The following is a 14,007-nucleotide window of genomic DNA, read 5'->3' as shown; positions in this document are numbered from 1 at the left end:
GTCTACTGACCTCACCTCCTGACCACCCGCTTCTCCCCGGCCGGGACGGCGACATCGAGAACGTTCACCGCCGACGGCAACGGGCACAGGTACGCGTCGGAGAAGGCGAAAGCCGGCAGCCGGGCGGCATTGAAGTCGATGGTGGTGTGGCCGTCCGGGTCTGCGGCGGGCACGTTGAGGAATCGGAAGGGATGGGTGCCGGCCTGCGCCCCGGCGTCCCCGAAGGAGACGAAGTAGTCACCGTTCTGGTCCGTGACCTGCAGGCGGTGTGACTCCCCCGGCGCGTCACCGGGAACGGAGAAGCTCAACCAGCCGACGACCTCTCCGGGCCCCTCCACGCCGTCAGCGCTGATGACGGTGACTGTCTGCGGGTCCGCGGTGAACTCCGCATCGACGACCCAGGCGTCATCCTGCCCGAAGACCTCGACCCCGGTCACGGAACAGGCGCCGTCCGAGTCGCGGTCGAAGGTGCGCAACGCAGCGACCCCGGCGCGGGCATGTCCAGCGAGGACGCGCCCACCGTCGACGATGCGGTCACCGGGGGCAAGCCGGACCTGTCCCTGCGGGTTGTCCGGGAGCCCGGTCCCGATGACAGCACCGTCAGCGGTGTACCAGGTTCCGGGGGCTCCGGGGACGGTGACGGCGTCTGACGGGGAGGACACCCGGATCCAGTGGGTGCCGGTGAGCGCCGCGAATTCCTGCTGGTCGGCGGTGAGAGGCCTGATGTCGGTGAGCGTGGTTGTGCCTGCTGCGGTATCTGGGTGTGTCATGGCCCTACCCTGCCCCGGTCGTGCACGGGACGCCAGTGATGCGTTCACCGTGAGCCCGTCGGAACTGCGGTACACAGGAGAACATGACTCTCATTACCGCCACTGCCCTGCGCGACCTGCTCACCACCGAGGCGCCGGTCCGCGTCCTCGATGTCCGGTGGGCGCTCGCCCACCCCGACGGACAGGACGCCTTCGCCGCCGGTCACATCCCCGGCGCGCAGTACGTTGACCTGGACTCCCAGCTCAGCGACCATTCCCGCACCGGGCTGGGACGCCACCCCCTGCCGACCGGTTCTGCACTGCAGGAGTCGCTGCGCAGCCTCGGCGTCTGTGACGGCGACACGGTCGTGGTCTACGACGACGCCCAGGCCGCCGGGTCCTCGCGTGCCTGGTGGACACTCACCGCCGCAGGAGTGAGTGATGTACGGGTCCTCGACGGCGGGTGGGCCGCCTGGCAGGCCGACGGCGGCGAGAGCGAGACAGGTACGGGGAGGACGCCGACCCCGGGTGATGTCACCGTCACCCGTGATGACCTGTACGACGGCGCCCGTCGCGTACTGACCGAGGAACAGGCCGCACACACCGGGGGACTCGGCGTCCTGCTCGACGCCCGGGCACCGGAGCGATACCGCGGGGAGACCGAGCCGATCGACCCGGTGGCCGGGCACATCCCCGGTGCTGCGAACCTCCCCTCGACCGCGGTACTCGACGAGGAGGGCCGGTTCCTGCCGGCGGATCAGTTACGCGAGGTCTTCGCCGGTGTGGGTGTTGCGGAAGGTGACGGTGACCCGGTCTCCGGGGCCTACGGCGGCTCCGGGGTCTCGGCCGCGGTCCTCGTCGCCGCAGCGGACTCTGTCGGCATCAACCTGGCGCTGTTCCCCGGTTCCTGGTCCCAGTGGTCGCAGGACCTCGTGGACAGGTCCGCTAGTCACACCGGGATGGACTGACCGCGAGTTTGCGCCGACTTTTCGCCCCATCTGTGGCACAGAGTTGGTGATGTGTCGGCGCAAACTCCCGAGGAAACGGGTGGACACCTACCCCACGAACCGCGCGACCAGCGACCGGTAGGCCTCAACCGTCAACCGCAGGTCCTCGAGGTAGAGGTGCTCGTCATGGCTGTGCAGTTCGGCGTTGATGTCCGCCAGCGACCGCTCACGGGCGTTCAGTGCGAATCCGTAGCCCACTCCCCCGAGTCGACGGGCGAAGCGCAGGTCCGTTCCACCGGCCGAGAGCACCGGGACGACTGCGGCGTCCGGGAAGAACTCCCCGATCGTCTCCGTGATCGCGCTGTACAGCGGGGTGTCCACCGCACTGACCTCGGCAGGCTCGCAGATCAGCCGCTCGAACCCGACCTCGTCGGCGAGGTCTCCCAGCGCACGGCGCAGCTCGGCGTCCACGTCGTCGTCGGTCTGCCCCGGCAGCGTACGGATGTCCAGCTCCAGGTACGCCGAACTCGGCAGCACATTGATCGCCTTGCCCGCAGAGAGCACCGTGGGCGAGACCGTGAGGTGGGAGACCGCGTGGGCGTAGCGGGCCAGGTCGGCGAAGGCGAGGTAGTCGTCCTCCACCGGGGCGGTGACCAGCGCGTCCTGGATCTCCGGGGAGAACCGGAAGGAATTGACGAACCCTGACCACAGCGGATCCTGCGACACCGCCGGGGTGATCACGGCGATGCGGCGGGCGACCTCGGCGATCCGGGCGACGGTGAGATCGCGGCCCCACGGCTGGGATCCGTGGCCGGGCTCGCCGGTGACGTACAGGCGACGCTGTGCCGCACCCTTCTCCCCTACGGTGACGATCACGGCGTCCGACCCGTCGGCGACGGGCAGGTGCGAGCCACCGGTCTCGGAGATGCAGTTGCGCCAGTCGAGCACCTCCGGGTGCTCGGTGGAGAGCCACTTCGCGCCGAATCCACCGCGGGCCTCCTCATCGGCGACACCGACGAAGGTCAGCGTCCCGCGGGGAGGACGCCCGGCCAGCGCCTCGCGGGCGACCTCACGGGTCACCACGGCCATCGGAGCGGTGAGACCGAGCATGTCGATCGTGCCGCGACCGTAGATCCGGGCGTCCTCACCGGACCCCTCGATCTCGGCACCGAAGGGGTCGCGGGTCCACTGGGCGGCGTCCACCGGGACGACGTCGGTGTGCCCGAGGAAGGTCAGCGGCTCCGCGGACGGGTCGGAGCCGGGCACAGTGACGATGATGCTGGTGCGACCGGGGCGTGGCTCGAGCCGCTGCACGGTCACCGCACCTGAGTCTCGGCCTGCGGCGATCTCCGCGGCGAAGAACTCCTCCAGGCTGTCGGCGTTGCGCACCTCCTGGCCCGAATCCGGCGTGAGGTCGTTGACGCAGGCGTTGCGGACCAGGGTCTGCAGCAGGGTCACGGAATCGTCGAAGAGGGTCACGCGGCGTCCTGCTCTTCAGCATCGTCGGCCTCCGGCACGAACCAGTAGCCGTCCTTGTTCTCCTCGGCGAGGAAGTCGGCGAACTCGTCGGAGTGGTAGGCGTCGATCACGGCCTGCGCCCAGCCGGAGTCGACCTGGTCGGACTGGGTGACGGCGACAAGCACGAGCTCCGGCAGCAGTTCCTCCTGCAGGACCTGCAGCTTCGGGTCGGTGCCGGCGGCATAGGAACGGGAACCGGGGATGACCGCCCAGTCGACGTCGTCGAGGGCACGCGGGATGATCGACGAATCCACCGTGTTGATCTTGAGGTTGTGCGGGTTCTCGGCGATGTCCTGTCCGGTGATCTGCGTGTCGTCGGTGCCGGGCTTCAGCGTCAGCCAGCCGGCCTGCACGAGGATGCGGTAGGCGCGGGAGGTGTTGGAGGAATCGTCCGGGATGGAGACGGTCTGACCGTCCTTCACGTCATCCAGACCGGTGTGCTTCGAGGAGAACAGCCCGGCCGGCACGGTGGGGATCTCCGTGAGGGACGCCAGGTCAGCCCCGGAATCCCGGTTGAACGCCTCCATGTAGGCGGTGTGCTGGTCGACGTTGAGGTCCGCGCTGCCCTCCTGCAGGGCGATATTCGCCTGCTGCAGTTCGGTGTAGTCCTTGAACTCCACGGTGTAGCCCTCGTCCTCGAGGATCGGGGCGACCCCGTCACGGAAGAGGTCGGTGTAGGGCCCGGGGGACGCGGCGACGCGGATGGTCTGTTCGTCGCCGCCGTCACCGTCGTCGGCGCAGGCCGAGAGACCGAAAGCCAGGCCGGCGACGAGGGTCGTCGCGCCGAGGGTGCGGATGATGCGGGAAGTGTGCATGGAATTCTCCTGTCATGGGAAAGCGCCGTCAGTCATCTCAGACTAGACCAAGCAGTCTGTTTTGGTGACGGTGGGGGTACCGGGAAGGAACCACGCCTACCCTGGTGACCATGAACGGGTTCGCCGCCGTGGACTTCGGGGTGGCCCGTGAGGTCCTCCAGCGGGGCATCGCGGCGCTCTACCTCATAGGATTCCTCTCCACGCTCCGCCAGTTCCGACCGCTGGCAGGCGAGCACGGTCTGCTGCCCGCCCCGGCGTTCCTCGACAAGATGCGCCGGCTCCGGGAACACAGCGGGAAGAAAGCACTGCGCCCCACCGTGTTCAGCCTGGTCAGATACACCGACCGGCGCCTTGTCGCCCTGTGTGCGACAGGCTGCGTCCTCGCGGTCCTGCTCATCGCCGGACTCCCCCAGGCCGGCCCACCGTGGGTGCCGATGCTGTGCTTCCTGGCGATGTGGGGCGGCTACATGTCCGTCACCGCGATCGGCCAGCGCTTCTACGGCTTCGGCTGGGAGATGCTGCTGTGCGAGGCAGGATTCCTCGCCGCCTTCCTCGGCTCGACCTCGCAGCCGCCGCCGACGGTGATACTCGTACTGTTCTGGTGGCTGCTGTTCCGGCTGGAGTTCGGTGCCGGGATGATCAAGATCCGGGGCGGACGCGAGTGGCGTGACCTCACCGCCCTGACCTACCACCACGAGACCCAGCCGATGCCCGGTCCCTTCAGCCGGACCGCACATCTGCTGCCCCGCTGGTTCCACAGGGGCGAGGTCATCGGAAACCACGTCACCCAGTTGGGCGTGACCTGGCTGCTGTTCGTTCCGGTGCTCTCACTGTTCACGGAGGATTCCTGGCCGCTGATTGTCGGAGCGGTCGCGGCAGGCATCATGGTGGTGACGCAGCTCTGGCTGGTGCTGACCGGCAACTTCGCCTGGCTGAACTGGGCGACGATCATACTCGCCTTCGCCGCCGTGGGGATCCCTGCGTCCGGTTCCAGTTCCGGTTCCAGTTCCGGTTCCAGTTCCGTGGAGGACGCCGAGCTGCCGCTGTGGTGGATGATCCTCACCACCGCCGTCGCCGTCGGTTACCTGACGCTGAACTGGCCGGCGGCGCGCAATCTCTTCTCCCGGAACCAGGTGATGAACGGCGCCTTCAACCGGTGGGGTCTCGGCAACGCCTACGGTGCCTTCGGGACGGTGACGAGGACCCGCACGGAGTACGTCATCGAGGGGACGCTGGCCGAGAATCCGTCCGAGGAGGACTGGGCCGAGTACCAGTTCCGCGGCAAACCGGGCGACGTGATGCGGCGTCCCGGTCAGTTCGCGCCCTACCACCTGCGGTTGGACTGGATGATGTGGTTCCTGCCCCTGGGAGACCGCCTCGACGGCTGGTTCGCCGTCCTGCTGCGCCGCCTGCTCGAGGCGGACGCACCGACGCTGCGACTGCTGGCGTCCGACCCCCTCGACGGCCAGGCACCCACAGCCGTGCGGGTGATCTCGTACCGCTACCGCTTCACCGACCGGGCCGAACACCGGAGGACCGGCGCGTTCTGGGTACGGGACCGTCGCTACGAACTGGTCCCGTCGGTGGATCTGGAACAGATGCACCGGATCAGTTGATCGGCCGGCGTGCTCTACTGCGCGTACCTGTCGAGTTCGCCGAGCGCGCGGTCGATGACTTCGAGGCCGCGGACCAGGTCCTCCTCGGAGATGACCAGCGGCGGGCCGACGTGGACGCCGTTGAAGTGGGTCCACGGCCACACGCCCCCGGCCTGACAGAGCTCCGTGAACTCCGCCATCGGGGCGTTGTCGGCTCCGGCGGCGTTGAACGGGACCAACGGTTCGCGCGTCTCCCCGTCCTTCACCAGCTCGATGGCCCAGAACAGGCCGAGACCACGTACGTCACCGACGACCGCGTGCTTCTCCTTCATAGCCTCCAGGCGGGGCCTGACGACACGCTCGCCCAGATCGCGGGTGCGCTCGAGAATGCCCTCGTCGACGAAGGTCTTCATCGACTCGACCGCCACAGCACACGCCAGGGGGTGACCGGAATAGGTCAGGCCGCCGCCGAAGGAGCGGTGGGCGTAGAACTCGCGGATCTCGTCGGAGATGACGACGCCGCCCAGCGGCACATAGCCGGAGTTCACGCCCTTGGCGAAGGTGATGAGGTCCGGCTCGATGTCCCAGTTGTTCACCGCGAACCACTGGCCGGTGCGTCCGAAACCTGCCATGACCTCGTCGGCGATGTAGAGGATGCCGTACTTCGTGCACAGCTGGCGCACGCCGGCGAGGAAGCCGGGCGGCGGGACGAGGATGCCGTTCGTCCCGACGACGGATTCCAGGACGATCGCGGCGATGGTGCCCGCGCCCTCCAGGATGATCTGCTGCTCCAGGGAGCGCAGTGCCGCGGCGGTCTCCTCCTCGGCGGTCTCGGCCTGCCATATCGAGCGGTACAGGTAGGGACCGAAGAAGTGGACGACAGAGCCGTCGCCCGGCTCATTCGACCAACGACGCGGGTCACCGGTGAGACTGATCGCCGTGGAGGTCGCACCGTGGTACGAGCGGTAGGCGCTCATCACCTTCGGCCGGCCCGTGAACGCGCGGGCCATACGCACGGCGTTCTCGTTGGCGTCCGCCCCACCGTTGGTGAAGAAAACGTGGTTGAGGTTGCCGGGGGCGACCTGGGAGATCATCGCGGCGAGCTGGGAGCGGGCGTCATTGGCGAAGCCGGGGGCGATGGTCGGCAGGGTGTCCGCCTGGTCCTTGATCGCCTGGATGAGCCTCGGGTGGCTATGACCGAGGTTGGCGTAGACGAGCTGTGAGCCGAAGTCGAGGTACTCCTTGCCTTCGTAGTCGGTGAAGGACGCCCCGGAGCCGGACGCGACGGGCAGCGGGTTGATCTCGTCCTGGGCGGACCAGGAGTGGAAGACGTGGGCGTGGTCGAGATCGCGGATCCCGGCGTCGGTCGACGGGCGGGCAGGGAAGTAGCTGTCGGATGCCTGTGCAGTGGTGGTCATGACTGTGCCTTTTCCGGTGGGGTAGCTAGTTGGTGGGGAAGCCCATGGTGATCTGGGACTCGGACGGTAGCGGCCAGCGTTCGGTGACGACCTTGCGGCGGGTGTAGAAGTTGAATGACTCCGGGCCGTACATGTGCGTGTCACCGAACAGGGAGTCCTTCCAACCACCGAAGGAGAACGACCCGATCGGCACCGGGATCGGCACGTTGATGCCGACCATGCCGACCTCGATGTCGAACTTGAAGGACCGGGCGGTACGTCCGTCGCGGGTGAACACGGCGGTGCCGTTGGCGTAGCGGCAGTTGTTGATCAGCTCGACCGCCTGGTCGTAGGTGTCGACGCGCACGACTGACAGGACCGGTCCGAAGATCTCCTCGTCGTAGACCGCCATGCCGGGCTTCACGTTGTCGACCAGGGTCGGGCCGGTGAAGAAGCCGGTGGTGGGCATGTCATGGTCCCGGCCGTCGACGACGACGGTCGCACCCTCGGCGGCAGCACCGGCGACGAAACCCTCGATGCGCTGCTTGGACGCGGCGGTGATCACCGGGCCCATGTCCGCACCCGGGGTGGTGCCGTCGCAGACCTTGACGTCCTTGATGCGCTGTCTGATACGGGCGACGAGATCGTCGGCGATGTCACCGACGGTGACGACGACCGAGACGGCCATGCAGCGTTCACCGGCGGCACCGTATCCGGCGGAGATCGCCGCATCCGCGGCGGCGTCGAGATCGGCGTCGGGCATGACGACCATGTGGTTCTTCGCCCCGCCGAGTGCCTGGACGCGCTTGCCGTTGGCCGCGGCACGGGTGTAGATCGACCTGGCGATCGGGGTGGAGCCGACGAAGGAGACAGCCTTGATGCGCGGCTCGTCGAGGATGGCGTCGACGGTGTCCTTGTCGCCGTGGACGACATTGAGCACACCGTCAGGCAGGCCGGCCTCGCGGAAGGCCTCGGCGAGCCAGAGCACGGCGGAGGGAACCTTCTCCGAAGGCTTGAGGATGACGGTGTTACCGGCGGCGATGGCGGTGGTGACCATCCACAGCGGCACCATGACCGGGAAGTTGAACGGGGTCACGCAGGCGACGACACCGACGGGCTGGCGGATCTGGGACACGTCGACGCCGGTGGACGCCTGCTCGAGGGATTCGCCTTTCATGTGGTGGACCAGGCCGGCGCAGAATTCGACGTTCTCCAGGCCGCGGGTGATCTCGCCGTCGGCGTCGTCGAGGACCTTGCCGTGTTCGGCGGTGACGATGGCGGCGAGTTCGGCGCGGCGGGCGACGATGATCTGGCGGAGGTTGAACATGATGTTCGCGCGCTTGGCCATGCCGGTCGCACGCCAGCCGGGCAGGGCTGCGGCTGCGACGTCGACGGCGTGTCCGAGGGTGGTGGCGTCGGCGAAGGGAAGGGTGCCGGTCTGCTCACCGGTGGCCGGGTTGTACACCTCTCCGGTGCGGTTCGCGGTGCTGATCGCCTCGCCGCCGATGAGGTGGTGGAGGGTCTCGATGTCATTGAGGGTGCTGGTCATCTCAGCTCCTGTGAGTCGTGGTTTCGCCGTACTGTCCCCTCGGACACTACGGTGGCGAAACCTGCGGCACATCGGCGGTCTGTGGCAGTCTGAGCCTGTGACTGAACAGACTGTCAACCACACGCTGACCGTGCAGGAGACGCTCGCGCTGCCCGCGTTCCGGAACACCGCGGTGCGCGTCCGCGTCGGCGGAGACCAGCTCGACCGGCCGGTGCGTTGGGTGCATGTCGCCGAATCCGCCCGCGCCGGTCACCTGCTCCGCGGCGGCGAGCTGCTGCTGGCCACGGGGTCCGGCTGGGGTGCGGACGCCGCGTCCCGGCGCGCCCTGGTGCGCTCCTTCCACGACGCCGGTGCCGCGGCCCTGGTGCTGGAGATCGGCCAGTACTGGTCCGAGGTGCCGGCGGAGGTCGTGGCGGAGTGCCGTCGGACCGGGCTGCCGCTGATCACCACAGGGTCGGAGATCCGCTTCATCGATGTCTCCGAGCAGGTGCACTCCACACTGCTGGGTCGGGAGATCGCCCGGGTAGAGGCGATGCGCGAGGTCGCCGAGACGTTCACCGCGATGATCGTCGACGGCGCTCCCCCGCAGCAACTCATCCTCCAGGCTGCCCGGCTGCTCGGTGCGGCGGTGGTGCTGGAGGATCCGGCGCACCGGGTCGTGTACTACGCGGTGGGCCTGGAGCTGCCGTCGTCACTGCTGGACAACTGGGCGTCCCGCTCGACGCGCTGGTCGGCGGCGGTCGGCCGGGTCGGGATGGTGGCCGAGCCGGTGGCGTTGCCGGATGCCGCGGGCTGGTGTGTGGATGTCATGGCCCGTGGGACGCACTGGGGTCGGCTCATCGTGCTCGGTGATCCGTCGCCGGTGGCGGGGACAGCGCATGTGCTGCGGCAGGCGGCCATGGCGTTGGCGGTCGAGCGGCTCGGCGCGTCACGCCCGTTCACCTGGGAGGACCTGCTGCACCGCGCGGCGATGGACCGGCTGACCGGTAACCTGTACACCACCACCGACGGGCTGGCGGAGGTGCTGGCGGCGTCCGGGTTCCGGACGCGCAACCGCTCACTCATTGCAGTGGAGGTGCGGGGTGGTGGTGCTGATATGGATGCTGTGGCCGTGCGCCGGATCGCGGACCGGACCGGCTGGGATGTGCTGGCCGCTCCGGGCGAAGTCCATGAAAGCGAGGCATCGGGTGATCCGGCCGACCGGATCTGGGCGGTGGTCTCGGCGCCTGTCGGCGGCGACCCGCTGTCGATGCTGAAGTCGCTGACGGGTTGGCCGGAGGCGTCGGTGCTGATCTCCCCGGTGCGGCGGGACGCCAGCGACCTGGCCCGTGCGCTGCGGGCGCTGTCCCGGGTGACGGAGGCAGAGCCCGGCGTCACAGTCATCGGAGGGACGCCGGTCTCGACTCTCGTGGATTCGTTGAGCGCCGATGTGCATGTCCGGGACTTCTCCCGGTGGCTGCTGGGACCACTGGTCGACCATGATGCGCGGCACGGCGGGGACCTCGTGGAGACACTGCGGGTGGTGCTGGAGCATCCGGCGTCCCGGTCTGCGGCGGCGACGGCACTGCACCTGTCGCGGACCTCGCTCTATGCGCGGATCGCCAAGATCGAACGGCTGCTGGACATGAATCTGGGTGACGGCGAGGTGCAGTTCGCGCTGAGCCTGGCGGTGCGGGTGCGGTGAGTTGACGGGACTCTACCCCCCATCCAGGAGCTTCAGATCTGCGTCAGGCACGAATGTGGACCTCTGTGGCACAGAATGCCGGATTCGTGCCTGACGCAGATGTGCTGCACGATGGCGGACCCTGGCTAACCTCCGACGACCCCGGCCGCCCTGCCTCCACTTACCCCCGCGTCGGCTGCGGCGGGTGCCCGGAACCGATGGAGATCCGGTTGTAGGCGTTGATGAGCACCACCGCCCACTCCAGCGCCGCGACCTGCTCGGCGGTGAGCACAGCCAGTGCAGCCTCCACAGCGTCCCCCGGAGTCGTGCGTCCGGACCCGGGTTGCGGTTCGGTGAGTGCTTCGGCCAGGGCCAGAGCGGCACGCTGCTGATCAGAGAAGAATCCTGAGCTGTCCTGCCGCCAACTGGGAAGCAGGTCCAGCATCCGCTGCTCCACCCCGGCTTTGCGCGCGCCCGGAACGTGGATGGACAGGCAGGTCGGGCAGCCGTTGATCTGGGAGACCCGCACATCCACCAGTTCGATGAGCGCCGGTGACAGCCCGGCGGCCTCGTAGGCCTCCTTGGCGACTCGGGTCGTGTTGTTCAGGGCCCGGTAGACGGCGGGCTGGGTCTTGTCGATATAGGGACGTTGGCTCATGCGTGATCTCCGTCCTCCTCGACGGCGGCGATGTCTGCGGCGTCGGGTTCACGGTGCGGCCCGTCCCAGCCGTGCTTGTCGATCCAGGAGTGGACGTAGGGACACACCGCGACGACTGTCCGCCCGGCGTCGCGGGTGTCTGCCAGGGCGTGATCCACGAGAATGCCGGCCAACCCGCGTCCGGCGTAGTCGTCGCCGACGACGGTATGGAAGAAGACACGGGCGGGGATGCCGTCCTCCTCCCGGTCGAGGAAGTGGGTGAGGCCGGCCGGGGAGTCCTCACCGGGGATCCACAGCCCGTAGGCGGTGCCGCCCGGGGTCAGACGGATCTCGACAGGGTGTCCGGAACGGTCGGTGGCCCGGGTGGGGACGGACATGGTGGCCTCCTTCGGCCGGTAGGGGTCGTCACCGGGACGGGCGACGGGGGCGGGGTTGGACCTGGCGCGCAGCATGACTGCCGGCACATCGGGGGCGGGCAACCGGTCTGGACCGTCCGGGTCATGGCCGACATACCCGGTGACCTCACCGAAGCGGTCACCGTGGGAGTTCCACTCGGCCTGGAACCGGCGGATCTCGGCGTCGTCCCGACCGACGAAGTTCCACCACATCACCACCTGCTCGGGGAACGGCGTCCCACCGAGCAGGATGAGCCGGGCCGGCGTATCCCCGTTGCGCAGCCGCAGGACAGCGGCGCCGGTGCCGGTGTAGGCCAGTTCGGTGCGTTCCACGGTCACGCCCTCGACGGTGACGGTGCCGGTGTCCACGAGGACGCCGTGCTCGAAGTCCGGGTCGACGGGCAGATCGAGGGATGCGCCCGGCGTCAGGCGGATCTCCGCACCGACGAGCGGTGTGAAGGTGTGTACCGGTGATGTCTCACCGAGGAGGGAGCCGACGAAGACGAGGGCCTCCCCACCGTCGAAGGGCACCGTGTCCGGGGCGTGGTGGTCGAAGCGTCGGGCTCCGTGGCGGGCGGTCTCCGGCAGAGCGGTCCACAGTTGGACGCCGTGGAGAATGTCGGTGCCGTCGGTGGAGACCTCGGAGTGGCAGATCCCGGCACCGGCGGTCATGAAGTTGACCTCGCCGGGACGGACCGAAGCCTGTACCCCACCGGAGTCATTGTGATGGATGCTCCCGGCGAAAAGCCAGGTCACGGTCTGGAGCCCGGTGTGCGGGTGCGGGGCGACATCCATGCCGCCGGTCCGGACGACCCGGTCGGGACCGAAGTGGTCGATGAAGCACCAGGCCCCGATGAGACTGCGTCGACGTTGCGGCAGCGTGCGGTGCACTGTCATGGAACGCACCCCGCCGAGCGGAACGTCGCGCGCGGTGATCAGTTCCACCGTGACATGCGGGTCGCCGGCGGCGCAGACGACCGGGACAGGATCGTGATCGTTGACGGACATCGCGTCTCCCTCAGTGTTTTAGTTGACGTGTCACGCAATTGTACCGGACGGCACGACCGCGTGCACCCGCAGCGCGAGCTGCAGATCGAGCTTGCGGGGCATCCGGTTCCAGTCCTCCCCCATCAGTTCCCCGATCCGGTCGAGGCGCTGCCGCACGGTGTTGCGGTGCACACCCAGCACCGTCGCTGTCCGTGCGACATTGCCGTCGGCCGAGAAGTACACGTCCGCGGTGCGCAGCAGATCACTGTGATGGGTGGCATCGTATGAGGTCAACGGGGTGAGGTCGGCGATCAGCCCGGTCGGCAGACCGCCGGACGCCCCCAGGTGCAGCACCGCAGCGACCACGCCGAGTCCCGTACCGTCGGACAGTCCGGTCCACCCCAGCGTCGCCTGCGCAGACAGTGCCAGCTCGGCGGTACGGTGTGCGTCCGGCAGATCCGTCGGCGCGTCCACCCAGGTCACGCCGCCCCGTAGCGTCCACCCACGTTGGACGAACAGCGACGGCAGGGCGTCCACCCAGCGTTCGTCACCGGAGATGACGCAGATGTGCCCCTCGTGCGGAGCGACGATCACCGGGGAGGATGAGGACGCCGACAGCGCCCGAACCACCCGGTCGACCACCGGTTCCGGGGCCTCCAGCACGAGAACGCACCACCGTTCCGCCTGGTGGAGCCACCATTCCTCCAGCACACTGCGGGAGCCGGCAGCGTCGAGGGAGCCGTCGATCAGGGCGGTGACCGCCTCGGTGCCGTCGCGCAGTTCCACGGCCTCGCGGGCCCGGCTCAGCATCATCCACAGGGCGATGTGCAGGCTGATACGCTCCAGCACCGCCTGCTCCGCCTCGCCGAGGGAGCGGTCGGTGAGCAGGTGGCCGAACTGCTGGCCGGCGGCGGTGACGGTGACAAAGGTTCCCTCGGTCCGGTCGGGCAGAGCCCTGTCCGTCGAGGACGCCAACCGCCGCATCCCCGTGAGATCGGTCAACCACAGATCACAGCCGAGCGCCTGGGCACCGATGGCGAGCAGCGAGGAGGAGGGCAGCTCCGAGGTCACCGCTTCAACGAGGCGTCGGTCGAGGTCGAGACTCCGGGAAAGCTCGGCGATGTCGGTCTCGCTGCGCTGCCCGCACTGGTCCGCATCGGACTCGACCAGCGCCATGAGCTGTTCATGACGCTGCGCATTGTCGATGGCCACCGCGGCCTGGTCCGCCAGTGATTCGAGACGTTCGACCTCGGTGTCGCTGAACTCCCGTGGGCTTCGGAAGGCGATGAGCAGGGCGCCGATGACGCGTCCTGCCACACTCAGCGGCGCACCGAGCAGGGCACGCACACCCTCCCCCTCGACGATCTCGTCGATCGGTCCCATGTGGTGCAGCTTCTCGTCCGCGCGGTAGTCGGAGGTCCAGTAGGACGCGTGCCCGATCGCGACGCGACCGAGGACGCCGGTACCCAGCGGCTGGCGGATCGACGCGTACTCACCGGTGCGCACGCCGTCAGTCTTCCGGATCACCGTCTCGTTGCTGTCGAAGTCAGTGAAGCTGACGTAGGCCATGTCGGCGTCCATCAGCCCGCGGGTGTGCCTGACGACCACCTGGAGAGTAGATTCTGTGTCTCGGAGCTCGGTGAGCTGGGTTGCGGACTGGAGTCGGCGGTGGAGCCAGTCAGCATCTGCAGCAGAGGTGTCACTCATGCACAGATTCTTGCATGATGGTGTGCA

The 14,007-nt window shown here is 68.4% G+C and carries 11 protein-coding genes and 1 pseudogene; 3 read left to right on the top strand and 9 right to left on the bottom strand.

Features of this window, described 5'->3' with window-relative positions:
- Positions 1 to 11: 11 nt before the first annotated feature.
- Positions 12 to 770, bottom strand: a complete 759-nt coding sequence (locus ACZ9GM_RS02665; protein ID WP_476037243.1) for a DUF1684 domain-containing protein — start codon at positions 768 to 770, stop codon at positions 12 to 14.
- A gap of 83 nt (positions 771 to 853) precedes the next feature.
- On the opposite strand from ACZ9GM_RS02665, the gene ACZ9GM_RS02660 reads away from it, so the two are divergent.
- Positions 854 to 1,717 (top strand): sulfurtransferase, encoded by an 864-nt coding sequence (locus ACZ9GM_RS02660; protein WP_476037242.1) that lies wholly within the window; start codon positions 854 to 856, stop codon positions 1,715 to 1,717.
- 87 nt (positions 1,718 to 1,804) lie between these two features.
- On the opposite strand, the gene ACZ9GM_RS02655 is transcribed toward ACZ9GM_RS02660, so the two are convergent.
- Positions 1,805 to 3,175, bottom strand: a complete 1,371-nt coding sequence (locus ACZ9GM_RS02655) for a M20/M25/M40 family metallo-hydrolase (RefSeq protein WP_476037241.1) — start codon at positions 3,173 to 3,175, stop codon at positions 1,805 to 1,807.
- Entirely contained in the window at positions 3,172 to 4,029 is an 858-nt protein-coding gene (locus ACZ9GM_RS02650) for a MetQ/NlpA family ABC transporter substrate-binding protein (protein WP_476037240.1), read from the bottom strand. The genes ACZ9GM_RS02655 and ACZ9GM_RS02650 overlap by 4 nt, the downstream gene beginning before the upstream one ends.
- A gap of 110 nt (positions 4,030 to 4,139) precedes the next feature.
- On the opposite strand from ACZ9GM_RS02650, the gene ACZ9GM_RS02645 reads away from it, so the two are divergent.
- Positions 4,140 to 5,645 (top strand): lipase maturation factor family protein, encoded by a 1,506-nt coding sequence (locus tag ACZ9GM_RS02645; RefSeq protein WP_476037239.1) that lies wholly within the window; start codon positions 4,140 to 4,142, stop codon positions 5,643 to 5,645.
- A 14-nt stretch (positions 5,646 to 5,659) separates the two neighbouring features.
- Here the strand turns inward: ACZ9GM_RS02645 and ACZ9GM_RS02640 are convergent, their stop codons facing one another.
- Both ACZ9GM_RS02640 and ACZ9GM_RS02635 read right to left on the bottom strand, forming a co-directional pair.
- Entirely contained in the window at positions 5,660 to 7,042 is a 1,383-nt protein-coding gene (locus ACZ9GM_RS02640; protein WP_476037238.1) for an aminotransferase class III-fold pyridoxal phosphate-dependent enzyme, read from the bottom strand.
- Between the two features lie 25 nt (positions 7,043 to 7,067).
- Entirely contained in the window at positions 7,068 to 8,570 is a 1,503-nt protein-coding gene (locus tag ACZ9GM_RS02635; RefSeq protein ID WP_476037237.1) for a CoA-acylating methylmalonate-semialdehyde dehydrogenase, read from the bottom strand.
- 97 nt (positions 8,571 to 8,667) lie between these two features.
- On the opposite strand from ACZ9GM_RS02635, the gene ACZ9GM_RS02630 reads away from it, so the two are divergent.
- Positions 8,668 to 10,254 (top strand): PucR family transcriptional regulator, encoded by a 1,587-nt coding sequence (locus tag ACZ9GM_RS02630; RefSeq protein ID WP_476037236.1) that lies wholly within the window; start codon positions 8,668 to 8,670, stop codon positions 10,252 to 10,254.
- 160 nt (positions 10,255 to 10,414) lie between these two features.
- On the opposite strand, the gene ACZ9GM_RS02625 is transcribed toward ACZ9GM_RS02630, so the two are convergent.
- The 4 genes and pseudogenes from ACZ9GM_RS02625 to ACZ9GM_RS02610 form a co-directional block, all read right to left on the bottom strand.
- Positions 10,415 to 10,891 (bottom strand): carboxymuconolactone decarboxylase family protein, encoded by a 477-nt coding sequence (locus ACZ9GM_RS02625; protein WP_476037235.1) that lies wholly within the window; start codon positions 10,889 to 10,891, stop codon positions 10,415 to 10,417.
- A complete protein-coding gene (locus ACZ9GM_RS02620) occupies positions 10,888 to 11,268 on the bottom strand; it encodes a GNAT family N-acetyltransferase (RefSeq protein WP_291473681.1) in 381 nt (126 codons plus the stop codon). The genes ACZ9GM_RS02625 and ACZ9GM_RS02620 overlap by 4 nt, the downstream gene beginning before the upstream one ends.
- Before the next feature lie 33 nt (positions 11,269 to 11,301).
- Positions 11,302 to 12,294: pseudogene (locus tag ACZ9GM_RS02615) on the bottom strand (pirin family protein); the annotation flags it as partial.
- Between the two features lie 30 nt (positions 12,295 to 12,324).
- Positions 12,325 to 13,980 (bottom strand): helix-turn-helix domain-containing protein, encoded by a 1,656-nt coding sequence (locus ACZ9GM_RS02610; RefSeq protein ID WP_476037234.1) that lies wholly within the window; start codon positions 13,978 to 13,980, stop codon positions 12,325 to 12,327.
- Between the last annotated feature and the right edge of the window lie 27 nt (positions 13,981 to 14,007).

This window comes from Corynebacterium sp. UD i78, assembly GCF_056280545.1.
The sequence above is the reverse complement of the archived record's forward strand: the minus strand, read 5'-3'. Positions and strand labels throughout refer to the sequence as shown.

Excerpts from the sequence above, each read along its gene's own strand:
- ACZ9GM_RS02665 (WP_476037243.1), bottom strand. The coding sequence starts at position 770 with ATGACACACCCAGATACCGCAGCAGGCACAACCACGCTCACCGACATC.
- ACZ9GM_RS02660 (WP_476037242.1), top strand. The coding sequence starts at position 854 with ATGACTCTCATTACCGCCACTGCCCTGCGCGACCTGCTCACCACCGAG.
- ACZ9GM_RS02650 (WP_476037240.1), bottom strand. The coding sequence starts at position 4,029 with ATGCACACTTCCCGCATCATCCGCACCCTCGGCGCGACGACCCTCGTC.
- ACZ9GM_RS02645 (WP_476037239.1), top strand. The coding sequence starts at position 4,140 with ATGAACGGGTTCGCCGCCGTGGACTTCGGGGTGGCCCGTGAGGTCCTC.
- ACZ9GM_RS02640 (WP_476037238.1), bottom strand. The coding sequence starts at position 7,042 with ATGACCACCACTGCACAGGCATCCGACAGCTACTTCCCTGCCCGCCCG.
- ACZ9GM_RS02635 (WP_476037237.1), bottom strand. The coding sequence starts at position 8,570 with ATGACCAGCACCCTCAATGACATCGAGACCCTCCACCACCTCATCGGC.
- ACZ9GM_RS02625 (WP_476037235.1), bottom strand. The coding sequence starts at position 10,891 with ATGAGCCAACGTCCCTATATCGACAAGACCCAGCCCGCCGTCTACCGG.
- ACZ9GM_RS02620 (WP_291473681.1), bottom strand. The coding sequence starts at position 11,268 with ATGTCCGTCCCCACCCGGGCCACCGACCGTTCCGGACACCCTGTCGAG.
- ACZ9GM_RS02610 (WP_476037234.1), bottom strand. The coding sequence starts at position 13,980 with ATGAGTGACACCTCTGCTGCAGATGCTGACTGGCTCCACCGCCGACTC.